The sequence below is a fragment of the Tsukamurella pseudospumae genome, from assembly GCF_001575195.1.
GTDB lineage: Bacteria > Actinomycetota > Actinomycetes > Mycobacteriales > Mycobacteriaceae > Tsukamurella > Tsukamurella pseudospumae.
Genome location: NZ_LSRF01000057.1, coordinates 160,508 through 174,534 on the forward strand (window position 1 = coordinate 160,508; position 14,027 = coordinate 174,534).

The following is a 14,027-nucleotide window of genomic DNA, read 5'->3' on the forward strand; positions in this document are numbered from 1 at the left end:
CGGAGATCAGCCGAGTGATCCGGGGGCTGTGCCGCGCCGGTCAGCGGGGCGGGTTCGCGGCGAGGGCGTCGAAGCCCTCGTTCGCGAGCCGCACGATCGTCGCCTGGATCCGCGGCCAGTACGGCGATCGGGTGTTGACGGGGGTGCCGTGGTTGGCACCGTCGAGCTGGACCAGCAGCGACGGTGCGCCCAGAGCCTGCGCCGCGGCGACGAAGGCCACGGACTCCTCGTCCGGCACGACGGTGTCCTTGGTCCCGTGGATCGCGACGGAGGGCATCGTCGGGTCGATGCGCTGGATCGGGTTGGCCAGGGCGTACCGCTCGGGCACCCGGTCGGGCATCCCGCCGAGCGCGTTCCGCACGTGATCGTTGAGGCGCGAGCTGGTGCGCATGTCGAGCACACCCGCCATGGACACGAACGCGCGCGGGGTCACCGTCGGGCCGCCGCCCGCGGGCCAGGTCACTCCGGGTGACCCCGGCGGCAGGATGCGCCGCGAGGCCGCCCACGCCGCGAGCTGACCGCCGGCGCTGTGCCCCACGAGGATCACGTTCGCCGGATCCAGCGCGGGTGCGGCCTCCGCGAGGGCGGGCACGTGGTCGACGGCGTACCCCACGTCGGTGAAGGTGGTGGGCCAGCCGCCCCCGGACCCGACGCGCCGGTACTCGATGTTCCACACCGCCAGGCCGGCCGCCTGCAGCGCCCGCGCGACCTCGGCCATGTAGCCGGCGCTGGAGCGGTTCCGCCATCCACCGCCGTGGATCAGCACCACCACCGGGAGCGAGCGCGGGGCGTGCGCGCCCCGCGGGAGGTAGAGAGTGCCGTAGTTCTGCCGGGGGTCGGCGTTCGGCGCTGGATAGGTGTAGCGGACGGCGTCGTCGCGGACGGTAGTAGCGGGGCGCGCCACGATCCGGGCCTTCGACGCGGCCACGGAGGCCGACGGTCCGCCGGGCCCGGTCCTGGAGTCAATGGTGCAGCCGACGACCCCGGCGCCCAGTGATCCCACCAGGATCAGCGCGCCCAGCTTCGGCGCGACGCGCTGCTCGGTCATGGGACTCATTCTTCCAGAGCGCACGGCTCGCCGGGTGTGACGCGAATCGCACCGACCGGATCGACCGGTTCGATTTGAAGAAGCGGCTCGAGCAGTGCATACTGGTCGGGTTGCCTTGTCGGGCGGCGCGGTCTCGTATGACGTCTCCGTGATACGGGCTGGTCTGCCACTCGATGACGGTATCGACCCGGCGCCCTCGCGGGAGCCACCGGAACACACGGCGGAGCATGAGCGCCAGCGCGACACGCCCGACCGCGTGGGCCGGAGCAATTTGACACATGAACAGCGTCGATCGACTTCAGGCGGGATACGTTCCCGCAGGTGATTCAGCTGTCCGTGTGTCTAGCAATACGTTTGAACACTTGACGGAAGAGGACACAGCGTGGCGGGACAGAAGATCCGCATCAGGCTCAAGGCCTATGACCATGAGGCGATCGACGCGTCTGCTCGGAAGATCGTCGAGACCGTGACCCGCACCGGCGCCCGCGTGGTCGGTCCCGTGCCGCTGCCGACGGAGAAGAACGTGTACTGCGTCATCCGTTCGCCGCACAAGTACAAGGACTCGCGCGAGCACTTCGAGATGCGTACGCACAAGCGGCTGATCGACATCCTGGACCCGACGCCGAAGACGGTCGACGCGCTCATGCGCATCGACCTGCCGGCCAGCGTCGACGTGAACATCCAGTAAGCGGCTGCGGAGAAATCGATATGACTGAGAACAAGATCAAGGGAATCCTGGGCACCAAGCTCGGCATGACCCAGGTCTTCGACGAGAACAACCGGGTCGTCCCGGTCACCGTCGTCAAGGCCGGGCCGAACGTGGTCACCCAGATCCGTACCCAGGCCGCTGACGGCTACGACGCCGTGCAGCTCGCCTTCGGCGCGATCGACCCCCGCAAGGTGAACAAGCCCGTCTCGGGCCAGTTCTCCAAGGCCGGTGTCACCCCGCGTCGCCACATCGCCGAGCTGCGGCTCGCCGACGCCGGTGCCGCCGCCGACTACGAGGTGGGCCAGGAGCTGGGCGCCGACGTGTTCGAGGCGGGCAACTTCGTCGACGTCACCGGCATCAGCAAGGGCAAGGGCTACGCCGGCGTCATGAAGCGCCACGGCTTCGCCGGTCTCGGCGCCAGCCACGGCGCGCAGGCCGTGCACCGCGCCCCCGGTTCCATCGGTGGCTGTGCCACCCCGGGTCGCGTCTTCAAGGGCGTCCGGATGGCCGGCCGCATGGGCTCCGACAAGGTGACCACGCAGAACCTGTCCGTGTTCAAGGTGGACGCCGATGCCGGCGTCATCCTGATCAAGGGCGCCATCCCCGGCCGCAAGGGCGGCCTCGTGATGGTCCGTAGCGCCGTGAAGGGTGGTGCTCGCGCATGAGCAAGCTGACTCTCGATGTCAAGACCGCCGACGGCAAGGTCGACGGCACCGTCGACCTCCCCGCCGAGATCTTCGACGTGGAGCCCAACATCGCCCTGATGCATCAGGTCGTCGTGGCCCAGCTCGCCGCTGCGCGTGCCGGCACCCACTCCACCAAGACCCGTGGCGAGGTCCGCGGCGGTGGCCGTAAGCCGTACCGCCAGAAGGGCACCGGCCGCGCCCGTCAGGGCTCGACCCGCGCGCCGCAGTTCAACGGCGGTGGCACCGTCCACGGCCCGCAGCCGCGCGACTACAGCCAGCGCACCCCGAAGAAGATGAAGGCCGCCGCCCTGCGCGGTGCCCTCACCGACCGGGTTCGCGAGGACCGTATCCACGTCGTCACCGAGCTGGTGGCCGGCCAGGAGGCGTCGACCAAGACCGCCCGCCTGTTCCTGGCCGCGCTGTCGGAGCGCAAGAAGTTCCTCGTGGTCGTGGGCCGCGAGGACCTGACCGCGCAGCGCAGCGTCCAGAACCTGCCGAACGCGAAGTGGATCTTTGCCGATCAGCTCAACACCTACGACGTCCTCGACGCCGATGATCTGGTGTTCAGCCGCGAGGCTCTGGGTTCGTTCATCGCGAGCGCCACGAAGACCGAGGAGGCGAACGCCTGATGGCAACCGCAACCATCCCCGCCGACCCGCGGGACATCCTGCTCGCGCCGGTGATCTCCGAGAAGGCCTACGGCCTGATCGAGGAGAACACGTACACCTTCGTGGTGCACCCGGAGGCGAACAAGACGCAGATCAAGATCGCCGTGGAGAAGGTCTTCGGCGTCAAGGTCGACAGCGTCAACACCTTGAACCGCCAGGGCAAGCGCAAGCGCACCCGTGCCGGTTACGGTCAGCGCAAGAGCACCAAGCGCGCCATCGTGACCCTGAGCGCCGATAGCAAGCCCATCGACATCTTCGGAGGCGCGAGCTAAATGGCTATCCGCAAGTACAAGCCGACCACTCCGGGTCGTCGTGGCTCGTCGGGCTCGACCTTCGACGAGATCACGCGTTCGACCCCGGAGAAGTCGCTGATCCGTCCGCTGCACGGCCACGGTGGCCGTAACGCGCACGGCCGCATCACCACCCGGCACAAGGGTGGCGGCCACAAGCGCGCCTACCGTCTGATCGACTTCCGTCGTCACGACAAGGACGGCATCAACGCCAAGGTCGCGCACATCGAGTACGACCCGAACCGCACCTCGCGGATCGCACTGCTGCACTACTTGGACGGCGAGAAGCGTTACATCCTCGCCCCCAAGGACCTCAAGCAGGGCGACATCGTCGAGTCGGGCCCCAACGCCGACATCAAGCCGGGCAACGCCCTGCCACTGCGCAACATCCCCGCCGGCACCGTGATCCACGCCGTCGAGCTGCGCCCCGGTGGCGGTGCCAAGATGGCCCGCTCGGCCGGTGCCAGCATCCAGCTGCTGGGCAAGGAGGGCGCGTACGCGACCCTGCGTATGCCCTCCGGCGAGATCCGTCGCGTCGACGTGCGCTGCCGCGCCACCGTCGGCGAGGTGGGCAACGCCGAGCAGAGCAACATCAACTGGGGCAAGGCCGGCCGTATGCGGTGGAAGGGCAAGCGCCCGACCGTCCGTGGTGTCGTCATGAACCCGGTCGACCACCCGCACGGCGGTGGTGAGGGTAAGACCTCCGGTGGTCGCCACCCGGTGAGCCCGTGGGGCAAGCCCGAGGGCCGCACCCGCAAGAACAAGGCGAGCGACAAGCTGATCGTGCGTCGCCGCAAGTCCGGTAAGAACAAGCGCTAGGAGGGAGTTAGAGAATGCCACGCAGCCTCAAGAAGGGCCCGTTCGTCGACGACCACCTCCTCGCGAAGGTCGACGTCCAGAACGACAAGGGCACCAAGCAGGTCATCAAGACCTGGTCGCGCCGCTCCACCATCATCCCCGACTTCATCGGTCACACCTTCGCCGTCCATGACGGTCGCAAGCACGTGCCGGTGTTCGTCTCGGAGAACATGGTGGGTCACAAGCTGGGCGAGTTCGCCCCGACGCGGACGTTCAAGGGCCACATCAAGGACGACCGGAAGGCGAAGCGCCGCTAATGAGCAACGACACAGCAGCACAGACCTCGGCGTCGGCCACCGCGCGCTTCGTCCGGGTCACCCCGATGAAGGCGCGGCGGGTCATCGACCTGGTCCGCGGCAAGGACGCCGAGCAGGCGCTCGCGATCCTGCGGTTCGCGCCGCAGGCCGCGAGTGAGCCCGTCGCGAAGGTCCTGGCCTCGGCCATCGCCAACGCGCAGAACAACCTGGGTCTCGACCCGCGCACCCTGGTCGTCTCGGAGGCGTACGCCAACGAGGGCCCGACCATGAAGCGCATCCAGCCGCGGGCCCAGGGCCGCGCGTACCGGATCCGCAAGCGCACCAGCCACATCACCGTCGTGGTGGAGTCGCTGGATGCGAAGAAGCCCGCCGCCAGCCGCAACAGCCGGAAGGGAGCGTAAGCATGGGACAGAAGATCAATCCCCACGGCTTCCGCCTCGGCATCACCACGGACTGGAAGTCCCGCTGGTACGCCGATAAGCAGTACTCGGAGTACGTCAAGGAAGACGTCCAGATCCGTAAGCGCCTGACCGACAGCCTCGAGCGTGCCGGCATCAGCAAGATCGAGATCGAGCGCACCCGGGACCGCGTGCGGGTGGACATCCACACCGCGCGTCCGGGCATCGTCATCGGCCGCCGCGGCGCCGAGGCCGATCGCATCCGCTCGGAGCTGGAGAAGCTCACCAAGAAGCAGGTGCAGCTGAACATCCTCGAGGTGAAGAACCCCGAGGCCGACGCCCAGCTCGTCGCGCAGGGCATCGCGGAGCAGCTGAGCAACCGCGTGGCGTTCCGCCGCGCGATGCGCAAGGCGATCCAGTCGGCGATGCGTCAGCCGAACGTCAAGGGCATCCGGGTCCAGTGCTCGGGTCGTCTGGGCGGCGCGGAGATGAGCCGCAGCGAGTTCTACCGCGAGGGCCGCGTGCCCCTGCACACGCTGCGCGCCGACATCGACTACGGCCTGCACGAGGCGAAGACCACCTTCGGGCGGATCGGCGTCAAGGTGTGGATCTACAAGGGCGACGTCGTGGGCGGCCGGCGCGAGCTGGCGGCACCGTCGAACGACGACCGTCGCGGCCCGCGTCGTGAGCGCCCCCAGCGCCCGCGTCGTAGCGGCGCGTCGGGCACGACCGCCACCAGCACCGAGGCCGGTCGCGCCGCAACGGAGGACACTCCGGTGGCGGCGGCTCCGGCCGCAACGAACCAGGAGGGCTGACACCGTGTTGATCCCCCGTCGCGTCAAGCACCGCAAGCAGCACCACCCGGGTCGCTCCGGCCAGTCCAAGGGCGGCAACAAGGTGACCTTCGGTGACTACGGCATCCAGGCTCTCGAGCCCGCCTACATCACCAACCGTCAGATCGAGTCCGCTCGTATCGCCATCAACCGCCACATCAAGCGTGGCGGCAAGGTCTGGATCAACATCTTCCCGGACCGCCCGCTGACCAAGAAGCCGGCCGAGACCCGCATGGGTTCCGGTAAGGGTTCCGTCGAGTGGTGGGTCGCGAACGTCAAGCCCGGTCGTGTGCTGTTCGAGATGTCCTACCCCAACGAGGAGACCGCTCGCGAGGCCTTGCGCCGCGCGCAGCACAAGCTCCCCTGCAAGACCCGCATCGTGACCCGAGAGGAGCAGTTCTGATGTCGAACACCGTCGCCGCTGATCTCCGCGGTCTCACCGCGGACGAGCTGGTGGAGAAGCTGCGCGAGGCCAAGGAGGAGCTGTTCAACCTGCGGTTCCAGATGGCCACCGGGCAGATGAGCAACAACCGTCGCCTGCGCACCGTGCGTACCGACATCGCCCGGATCTACACGATCCTGCGCGAGCGGGAGCTCGGCCTGGCCTCCGGCCCGGAGGGTGACGCCGCATGAGCGAGAACGGAAGCAATGTGACCACCGAGGAGCGGAACAGCCGCAAGGTCCGCATCGGGTACGTCGTGTCCGACAAGATGGAGAAGACCATCGTCGTCGAGCTCGAGGACCGCGTGAAGCACTCCCTGTACGGCAAGATCATCCGCACCACCTCCAAGGTGAAGGCGCATGACGAAGAGGGCGTCGCCGGTGTCGGCGACCGCGTCCGGATCATGGAGACCCGTCCGCTGAGCGCCAGCAAGCACTGGCGCCTGGTGGAGGTGCTGGAGAAGGCGAAGTAGGCCGCTCCGCACCACCGAACGAACAGCCCCCGGCACCTCCGCGAGGAGGGGTCGGGGGCTTCGTCGTGCTCGGGGTCAGAGCGTGCGGCAGAGGGTGATGACGGCGTTCGTCGCGTCGGTCACGCGCTTGTACGCGGGGTTGCTCCTGGCCCAGGTGGCGTCGCCGCTGGCGCGCCTCCTGGCCCAGGTGGCGTCGCCGCTGGCGCGCGCCCCGCGGTCCGTGTTCAGCGTGGCGTTGTACTCGGTGAGCCGAGCCTGATAAGCGCGCAGGGCGTTCGCGAGCCGCTGGTTGCCGCCCGCGCGGGCGACGGTGCCGGGGAGGGTGCCGAGTTCGACGCGGATCGCGTTCTGCTCGCGGTCGAGCACGGGGCCGATTCCCGCCCACGTCCAGTCCGGGTTCTTGGTGAAGTCGACGGTGGCCCGGCTCGCCCGCAGCCGCGGCGCCCGGTTGTTCGCCCACTGGTCGCAGGTCGCCTTCGCGGCGCTGTTCGACGGTGCCGCCGGCGCGGGCGGGGGAGTGGGGGCAGGGGTGGGGGCGGCGAGAGCCGGCAACGGTGCGGCGATCGCGGCGGCGAGGACGCCCGCGGACAGGGTCCGGACGGTCCACTGATGAATGCTCATGCTGTACCTCTAGTTCAAAATCAAGAACAGGACATGCATAAGCTATCGCGAATCGCGTGATTGTGAAAACTGAATCGTCTGGTGCGGTGAGCCGACGACTCAGGACGACGGGCACACCCGCTTGACGGCCGTCGCGGCCGTGCCCAGCGCGTCGAACGCGGGGTTGCTCTTCGCCCAGGTCGCGTCGCCCGAGGCGCGGGCCGCCTGGTCGACGCGCAGCGCGGCGCCGTAGGCGTCCAGCTTGGACTTGTAGTCGGTGATCGCGGTCTGGATCGAGGCCGCGGGCTGCGCGGTGCTGATGACGCCGGGCAACTTGCCCGACTCCGTGTCGATCGCCGCGAGCTCGGCGTTGAGCAGGGTGGTGATGCCGTCCCAGGTCCACTTCGGGTCCTTGGTGAAGGCGACCGTGGCGCGGCTGGCGACGATCCGGATGTCGTATCCGGCCTGCCACGAGGCGCAGGCCGACTTGCCGGCCGCAGCAGCGGCGGCCGCGCGCGAGGCGGCGATGGTGCTCTGGTACGCGGCCACGTCCTTCGGGTCGGCGGAGCCGGTACCGGGCACCGATGCGCAGCCGGCCAGCGCGACCACTGAGACGCCCGCGGCGAGCGCCGCTGCGGCGCGTCCGCGGAACCGACGGGTCGTACGTGCGGTCATGTTCTTGCCTCCCCCGGCGTGCGTCGACGTGCACGCCTCCATCACTGCATTGTCGCGCATGAAGCCCCTCCGCGTTGCATCAGGGGTGCCGCCGCGAGGACTGTGAGTGTCGGCACTTCCCCCTCGAGTATGCACGCCCGTGCGAACAGGTTTGCTATGCTCTAGAACATGCGGGACGTTCATCGTTCCGCGCCGTCGTAGGGCTCCCGGGCCCCTGTCTCGCCGCACGCGGCTCGAGACCACCTCCCGGTTCTTTTCTTGCGGCGAACGGATGCGGCCACCGCCGCCTTCGCCACCCACCAGTGTTAGGTAACACCTGCCGTGAGCACCCCTGTGTCCACTCGCTCCTTCGCCGACCTCGGCGTCCCGTCGAACCTCATCGCCGCCCTCCACGACATGGACCGCAGCACCCCGTTCCCCATCCAGGCCGACACGCTGCCCGACACCCTGGCCGGCCGCGACGTCCTCGGCCGCGGCAAGACCGGCTCGGGCAAGACCCTGGCCTTCGCGATCCCGCTGGTCGCGCGCATCGCCGGCCACCGCGCCCCCGCCGGCAAGCCGTCCGGCCTCGTGCTCGCCCCGACCCGTGAGCTCGCCACCCAGATCACCGCCACCGTCGAGCCGCTGGCCCGCGCGGCCGGCCTGCGCGTGACCACGATCTTCGGCGGCGTCAAGCAGGGCCGCCAGGAGCAGGCGCTGAGCAACGGCGTCGACATCGTGGTGGCCTGCCCCGGTCGCCTCGAGGACCTGATGCGCCAGCGCATCGTCGATCTGTCGCGCGTCGAGGTCACCGTGCTCGACGAGGCGGATCACATGGCCGACCTGGGCTTCCTCCCGGTCGTCACCCGGATCCTCGCCGCCACCCCGACGGGTGGCCAGCGCATGCTCTTCTCGGCCACGCTCGACAACGGCGTCGACAAGCTCGTCCGCAAGTTCCTGACCGATCCGGTCTCGCACTCCGTCGACCCCGAGAACTCGCCGGTCGTCGACATGACGCACCACGTCTTCGAGGTCAGCGGCAAGGACGAGAAGAGCGAGCTGGTCCGCGTCCTCGCGTCGGGCACCGGGCGCCGGATCCTGTTCACCCGTACCAAGCACCAGGCGAAGAAGCTGGCCAAGCAGCTCACGGCGCAGGGCATCCCCGCGGTCGACCTGCACGGCAATCTGAGCCAGCCGCAGCGCGACCGCAACCTCGAGGCGTTCAGCGCGGGCACCGCCCGGGTGCTCGTCGCGACCGACATCGCCGCCCGCGGCGTGCACGTCGACGACGTGCAGCTGGTCGTGCACGTCGACCCGCCCGCCGAGCACAAGGCCTACCTGCACCGCAGCGGCCGCACGGCCCGCGCCGGCAGCTCGGGCACCGTCGTTACCGTGATGACGCCGGAGCAGCGCAAGGACACCCAGGTCCTGCTGAAGAAGGCCGCGATCTCCGCGCGTCCGACGTCGGTCACCGCGACCGCGCCGGTCGTCGTCGACCTGGTCGGCGAGACCGCCCCCTACGTCGAGCCCGCACCTGTGGCGCCGCCGCAGCAGCAGCGTCGGGCCGGTGGCGGACACGCCCCGGGCCGCGGTCGCGCCGGGCGCGGCAAGGGCACGGGAGCGCGGTCCGACGGTGCCGGCCGCGGCCAGAGCCAGGCCGCGGGTCGCGGCCACAGCGCCGGTCAGGGCGCCGGGCGAGGCCAGGGCGGTCAGCGCTCCGGTCAGCAGCGCCAGGCACCGTCCGGCGGACGGACGCAGGGCCAGGGACGGCCGCAGGGGCAGGGCCGCGCCCAGCAGCCCCGTCGTCGCGCAACCCGCCCCGCGGGCTGAGTCCCGCTACGCCATGCGGGTACCGCGGCCGAACAGCAGATAGGCCGCGGGCAGGACGCCCGCGGAGTTGACCACGCCGAGGCCGAGGCCCCAGAGCTTCTTGGGGCCGCGGACCTCGGCGTCGTCGCGTCCGGCCAGGTCGGCGAGGGCCCATGCCCGGAGTCCGGCGTCGACGGCCGCGGTCGCGACGATGGCGGTCCTCGCGCGGGGCGACAGCTCGCTCCAGCTCAGCTTCTTCTTCGGGCTCATGGCGTGCTCCTTCGTGCGATGGCGAGGACCTCGTCCTCGGTGGGCGGGCTCGCGGCGTGATGCGAGAGGCACATCGGGGCGTGCAGGCGCACCGTCGACGCCCCGGACCCGAGGTAGAAGTCGCCCGGGCCGAGCCCGCCGATCCCGTCGATCCGACCGCCGCGGGCGGCCGCCAGGTCCTTGGCGGCCTGGATCTGCACCGGCGCGTTGAGCTTTCCGTAGAAGTGCGTGGCGCTGTTGCCGACGATCTTGTCGTGCAGGCCCTTCGGCGCCTGCGTCGCGAACACCAGCCCGAGCCCGTACTTGCGGGCCTGCGAGGCGAGCAACAGCGTGGACTCCGTGGACGGCTTCACCGATCCCGACGGCGCGATCTGCTGGGCCTCGTCCATGACCAGCAGGGCGCCGAGCGGCCGATCGCCGGCCGGGTGCCGCTTGATCCACGAGAACAGCGCCAGCTGCAGCTGCGCCACGAAGGTCTGCCGCTGCGTCTCGTCGGGCAGGCCGATGAGGCTGATCACCGAGATCCGCGCGATCTTGCCCGCCGACGGCGTCAGCAGCGTCACCGGGTCCACAGCCTCGCCGCGGCCGCCGAGCAGCGGGTTGTTGATGAGCGCCGCCTGCAGGTTCTCCGCGAGCTCCGGGGCCAGTTTGTCGGCGCTGCCGAGGCTGCTGCGCGTCGAATCCCATTCCCGCAGGAAGTCGGCGAAGCCGCGCACGTCCGAACGGTCCACCTGCCGGCCGTACGCGTCGAGCGCCTCCCGCAGGATCGCGCGCTGCTGCTCGCGCCGCATGCCGCCCACGCCCACGTGCTGCTCCAGCGCGCTCGCGCACGCCTCCACCGCCATCGCGAAGCCCTCGCGAGCCTCCTGCGCGTCGAGATCGTCGCCGTCCATGCCGGTGCGCAGCGCCGCGAAGTCCGGGATCGGTTGCAGCACGAGCGGTCTCGCTGATTCGCGGTTCGGCGTCCACACGATCGTCTCGGTGCCGGTGAGGTAGCGCTGCGCCCGCTCGGCGTCGCCCTCCCACCAGCCCGACGGCGCCTGCGGCCACTCCTCACCCAGTCTGGAGAGGTCGTTGTTGGGGTCCAGCACGATCGCGGACACGCCGCGCAGCGCGCACTCCTCGATGAGCCGGCGGATCAGCACCGTCTTGCCCGAGCCCGAGCCCGCGAAGATCGCGGTGTGCTTGCGCAGCTCGGCGAGGTCGAGGAGCACCGGCGCCCGGTCGCCGGTGGTGCCCACGGGAACGCTCCCGGGCTCCGACGGTGCCGCCCCCGGCCCGGGTGCCTCCGGCGCCTGCACCTGCGCGTGTGCGGGGGCGTGCTCGGGCGGGGCGTCCGCACGCGGGGCGGGCGGGCCGCCGAACATGACGTCCGCGACGGCGCTCGACAGCCCGCCGACCCGGCCCACCGCGTCGCCGGGGATGAGGCCGCGCGCGCGACGCGGGGAGGTCGTCGGACGGGCTCCGGTCACCGTCGGGGCCGCGCGTTCGAGCCCGGCGAACATCCGCAGCCCGTGCGCGGGGCGCCGGGCGGTCAGCCATTCGTCCAGCCCCTCAGGGGAATTGGCGATGATCCGGCTCAGCGCGTCGAGGGTCGCGAGATCGCCCTCGTCGAGGGGGAGGAGCTCGGCGCCACGGTCCACGGCGTCGGCGATCACGGCCGATGCCTTCGGGCTGGTGGGCCAGGGCGTGGACCGCAGCAGGAACAGCTTGCGGCGGTCCATGCCCGCAGCGACGCCGGCCGCGGTCGCGGCGCTCTGCACCCGGTTCGTGGTGGCGACGGCGTTCGGGGCGGGGATGGCGCGGAAGGCCCAGTGCTGCTCGTCCTCGACGCGGCCGGGCAGGCGGCGCCGCAGCCGGCCGTCGAGCTGCTTGTTGCCGCGCTCGATCTGGAAGCCGTCGCCGCCGTCCTCGCGGGTCCAGGCGCGCAGTCCGGCCTCGAGCAGCGCGCTCATGCGCTTGTCCGCGACCGCCTGATCCGTCGCGACGTCGCCCACCCGGGCCCGGATCCGCAGCGCCTCGAACTGCGCGTCGATGCGGGCCAGGGCCTCCTCGGGCGTGGTCTCCGGCAGCGCGGGCTGCACGGCGGGCTCCGGCGTCGGGCCGGGCACCGTCGGCGCCGGGGCGGTGCGCGGCGCACCGTCGTCGAAGGAGGCGAGCTCGAAGTCCGAACGGGTGGACACGCACGCCCGGATGTGGGCGTCGACCTTGGTGAGCAGGTCGCGCGGGGTGTGGTGCACCGCCGAGGCGAAGGCCTCCGGCGCGACGGGCCACGTCGGGTGGGGCGGCGCGAACTCCTTCGCCCGGTAGGCGGCCGTCAGGCGCCGCTCGACGATCGCGCGGGCGATGGCACCGTCGGGCAGCGACTTGAGCGGACCCACCACCCGGAACCGGGCGGCCACGGACGCGGTCGCCCGGCTGGAGAGCGTCTCCCACGCCGTCGGCAGCATGCAGGCGACGGTGACGGTGCGGTACAGGCCCTGCCGCAACGACATCAGGCCGTGGCCCACCTGCTCGATCACCTCGGACTCCGCGGCATCGGGGGAGGTCAGCGTGGCCGCGGACTGCGCGAGCAGGGTGTCGATCTGGTCCACCGCGAACACGGTGGCCGCGGTCTCGGCCATGAACGCCGAGATCGCGCGCACCGTCTCGACGGCGGGGAAGCCGTGCGCGGGCAGGCCCCAGTGCAGGCGCTCGGCGGCGGTCTCCTCGACCTCGATGTCGTCGAGGAAGGCGGAGCCCAGGTCCGCGAGGCGGCTGTCGGGCGAGCCCAGCAGCACCAGCGCGCGCAGCACGCCGTGGTACTGCCGGACCTGCGGGCGCCGCTTGCTCATGGCCGCGACCAGCGCGTCGAGGCCCTCGGGGGTGGGCACCGCGTCGCCCGAGAACTCCCGACGGTGCGCCCGCGACAGCCCGGCCTCGTCCGAGAGCAGCCACAACAGCTGCGCGAGCTGCGTCTCGTGGTCGCGCGCCGGGCGGAGCAGCGAGCTGCGCAGCGAGGTCAGGGCGGCGCGCCAGAAATCCGACGCGTCGAGCAGCTCGAGCAGGACGAAGTAGTGGCCCGCCGACTGCACCTCGGCGCGGAACCGGGTGAGCAGGTGGGTCTTTCCGGTGCCCGCGTTGCCCGTGATCACCAGGCCGGTGGGGGAGGCGCCGGTGGACGCGACCGCGTCGCCGAGCGCGTCCTCGAGGTCCTCCCAGACGTCGGTGTGCAGGCCGTCGACGTGCATGTCCTCCGTCGCCGTGTCCCACACCTCCTCGTAGGTGGGGGCCCAGCTCAGGCGGACGGAGCGCAGCGCGGCGCGCTGCAGGTCGGACAGTGTCATCGGGTGATCCGTATCGCGTGCAGGGGCCTCCCGCCGAGGTGCAGCGCGGCGGCGCGGTCCTCGGCGGTGAGGGCTTTGAGATTGTCCTCCGCGACGATGTGCACGCCGGGCTCGGGGTAGAGGTCGCGCAGGGCGTCGTCGAGGTCCGCGCGGGGCAGGTCCGGCAGCGCCGCGCGCAAGCGGTGCAGCGCCACCCACGCGCCGGGCGCCGCGATCCGCAGGTACGCCGCGCGCACCCGCTCGACGGGGCTTCCTGCCGGGCGGGCGTGGGCGGCATCGTCGGACTGCGGAACCGGCGCCGACGGTGCCGCGCCCGGGCCAGACGGTGCCGGGACCGGCTCCGGGGTGCCCGGCCCGGGCATCATGACCTCGCCGAGCGCGAGCGACTCGCGGCGCAGGTAGCGGCCGATGCCCGCGGCGAACGTGAGCATCGCGCGCAGCTGCGGGGTCGCGCGCGGCGGGGGAGGCGACTCGAGCAGATCGGCGGCGGCGGCCCAGCCCTTGTCGGTGAGGGAGAGCACGAGCGCCCCCCGGGATCCCTTCTCCACGTCCAGGAGTCCGCGATCGACGAGCCGGCGGCGTGCGGGCGCCTCGAGGGCGGGTCCGAACTGCTGGAGATCGGGGTTGCGGACCGGTTCGACCGCGGCGGCCAGGACCAGCAGCACCGCGGTCTCCGTGCCGGTGAGACCGGCGATCGACTCGCTCAC

Annotated in this window: 18 protein-coding genes; 12 read left to right on the plus strand and 6 right to left on the minus strand. The window is 71.2% G+C overall.

Annotated features, from left to right (window positions below):
• Positions 1-40: 40 nt before the first annotated feature.
• Positions 41-1,048, minus strand: a complete 1,008-nt coding sequence (locus AXK60_RS17800; RefSeq protein WP_068573195.1) for an alpha/beta hydrolase family protein — start codon at positions 1,046-1,048, stop codon at positions 41-43.
• Positions 1,049-1,430: 382 nt separating this feature from the next.
• Here AXK60_RS17800 and rpsJ point away from each other — a divergent pair, with 382 nt between their 5' ends.
• The 11 genes from rpsJ to rpsQ are packed head-to-tail and all read left to right on the plus strand — an operon-like array spanning position 1,431 to position 6,661.
• On the plus strand, positions 1,431-1,736 hold the full coding sequence (gene rpsJ, locus AXK60_RS17805) for a 30S ribosomal protein S10 (RefSeq protein WP_003938093.1): 306 nt from the start codon (positions 1,431-1,433) through the stop codon (positions 1,734-1,736).
• A 20-nt stretch (positions 1,737-1,756) separates the two neighbouring features.
• Positions 1,757-2,422, plus strand: coding sequence for a 50S ribosomal protein L3 (rplC, locus tag AXK60_RS17810; protein WP_068573197.1), 666 nt, complete (start codon positions 1,757-1,759; stop codon positions 2,420-2,422).
• The gene (rplD, locus tag AXK60_RS17815; protein WP_068573199.1) at positions 2,419-3,072 is read left to right on the plus strand and encodes a 50S ribosomal protein L4; all 654 of its coding nucleotides are present in this window, start codon (positions 2,419-2,421) and stop codon (positions 3,070-3,072) included. Before rplC ends, rplD begins: the two co-directional genes overlap by 4 nt.
• Positions 3,072-3,383 carry a 50S ribosomal protein L23 gene (gene rplW / locus AXK60_RS17820; protein WP_068573200.1) on the plus strand — a complete coding sequence of 104 codons (312 nt, stop codon included), beginning with the start codon at positions 3,072-3,074 and terminating at the stop codon, positions 3,381-3,383. The genes rplD and rplW overlap by 1 nt, the downstream gene beginning before the upstream one ends.
• The gene (gene rplB / locus AXK60_RS17825) at positions 3,384-4,220 is read left to right on the plus strand and encodes a 50S ribosomal protein L2 (RefSeq protein ID WP_068573202.1); all 837 of its coding nucleotides are present in this window, start codon (positions 3,384-3,386) and stop codon (positions 4,218-4,220) included.
• Positions 4,221-4,234: 14 nt separating this feature from the next.
• Positions 4,235-4,516 carry a 30S ribosomal protein S19 gene (gene rpsS / locus AXK60_RS17830; protein ID WP_068573204.1) on the plus strand — a complete coding sequence of 94 codons (282 nt, stop codon included), beginning with the start codon at positions 4,235-4,237 and terminating at the stop codon, positions 4,514-4,516.
• Positions 4,516-4,917, plus strand: a complete 402-nt coding sequence (gene rplV, locus AXK60_RS17835; protein ID WP_068573205.1) for a 50S ribosomal protein L22 — start codon at positions 4,516-4,518, stop codon at positions 4,915-4,917. Before rpsS ends, rplV begins: the two co-directional genes overlap by 1 nt.
• A 2-nt stretch (positions 4,918-4,919) precedes the next feature.
• Positions 4,920-5,729, plus strand: a complete 810-nt coding sequence (gene rpsC, locus AXK60_RS17840; protein WP_068573207.1) for a 30S ribosomal protein S3 — start codon at positions 4,920-4,922, stop codon at positions 5,727-5,729.
• Positions 5,730-5,733: 4 nt separating this feature from the next.
• Positions 5,734-6,150 (plus strand): 50S ribosomal protein L16, encoded by a 417-nt coding sequence (gene rplP, locus AXK60_RS17845; RefSeq protein WP_068573209.1) that lies wholly within the window; start codon positions 5,734-5,736, stop codon positions 6,148-6,150.
• Positions 6,150-6,380 carry a 50S ribosomal protein L29 gene (rpmC, locus tag AXK60_RS17850; RefSeq protein WP_013128010.1) on the plus strand — a complete coding sequence of 77 codons (231 nt, stop codon included), beginning with the start codon at positions 6,150-6,152 and terminating at the stop codon, positions 6,378-6,380. The genes rplP and rpmC overlap by 1 nt, the downstream gene beginning before the upstream one ends.
• Positions 6,377-6,661: a 30S ribosomal protein S17 gene (rpsQ, locus tag AXK60_RS17855; RefSeq protein WP_068573211.1), complete on the plus strand. Its 285-nt coding sequence runs from the start codon at positions 6,377-6,379 to the stop codon at positions 6,659-6,661. Before rpmC ends, rpsQ begins: the two co-directional genes overlap by 4 nt.
• Positions 6,662-6,736: 75 nt before the next feature.
• Here the strand turns inward: rpsQ and AXK60_RS17860 are convergent, their stop codons facing one another.
• Together AXK60_RS17860 and AXK60_RS17865 are read right to left on the minus strand one after the other, a co-directional pair.
• The gene (locus AXK60_RS17860; RefSeq protein ID WP_068573213.1) at positions 6,737-7,282 is read right to left on the minus strand and encodes a hypothetical protein; all 546 of its coding nucleotides are present in this window, start codon (positions 7,280-7,282) and stop codon (positions 6,737-6,739) included.
• Between the two features lie 99 nt (positions 7,283-7,381).
• On the minus strand, positions 7,382-7,996 hold the full coding sequence (locus AXK60_RS17865) for a hypothetical protein (protein ID WP_068573215.1): 615 nt from the start codon (positions 7,994-7,996) through the stop codon (positions 7,382-7,384).
• A gap of 336 nt (positions 7,997-8,332) precedes the next feature.
• On the opposite strand from AXK60_RS17865, the gene AXK60_RS17870 reads away from it, so the two are divergent.
• Positions 8,333-9,745, plus strand: a complete 1,413-nt coding sequence (locus AXK60_RS17870; RefSeq protein ID WP_068573442.1) for a DEAD/DEAH box helicase — start codon at positions 8,333-8,335, stop codon at positions 9,743-9,745.
• Positions 9,746-9,751: 6 nt separating this feature from the next.
• On the opposite strand, the gene AXK60_RS17875 is transcribed toward AXK60_RS17870, so the two are convergent.
• From AXK60_RS17875 to AXK60_RS17885, 3 genes are read right to left on the minus strand one after another with little or no spacing between them, the layout of a single operon-like run.
• On the minus strand, positions 9,752-9,994 hold the full coding sequence (locus AXK60_RS17875) for a hypothetical protein (protein ID WP_068573217.1): 243 nt from the start codon (positions 9,992-9,994) through the stop codon (positions 9,752-9,754).
• The gene (locus AXK60_RS17880; RefSeq protein WP_068573218.1) at positions 9,991-13,320 is read right to left on the minus strand and encodes a helicase HerA domain-containing protein; all 3,330 of its coding nucleotides are present in this window, start codon (positions 13,318-13,320) and stop codon (positions 9,991-9,993) included. The genes AXK60_RS17875 and AXK60_RS17880 overlap by 4 nt, the downstream gene beginning before the upstream one ends.
• On the minus strand, positions 13,317-14,027 hold the full coding sequence (locus AXK60_RS17885; RefSeq protein ID WP_068573219.1) for a hypothetical protein: 711 nt from the start codon (positions 14,025-14,027) through the stop codon (positions 13,317-13,319). Before AXK60_RS17885 ends, AXK60_RS17880 begins: the two co-directional genes overlap by 4 nt.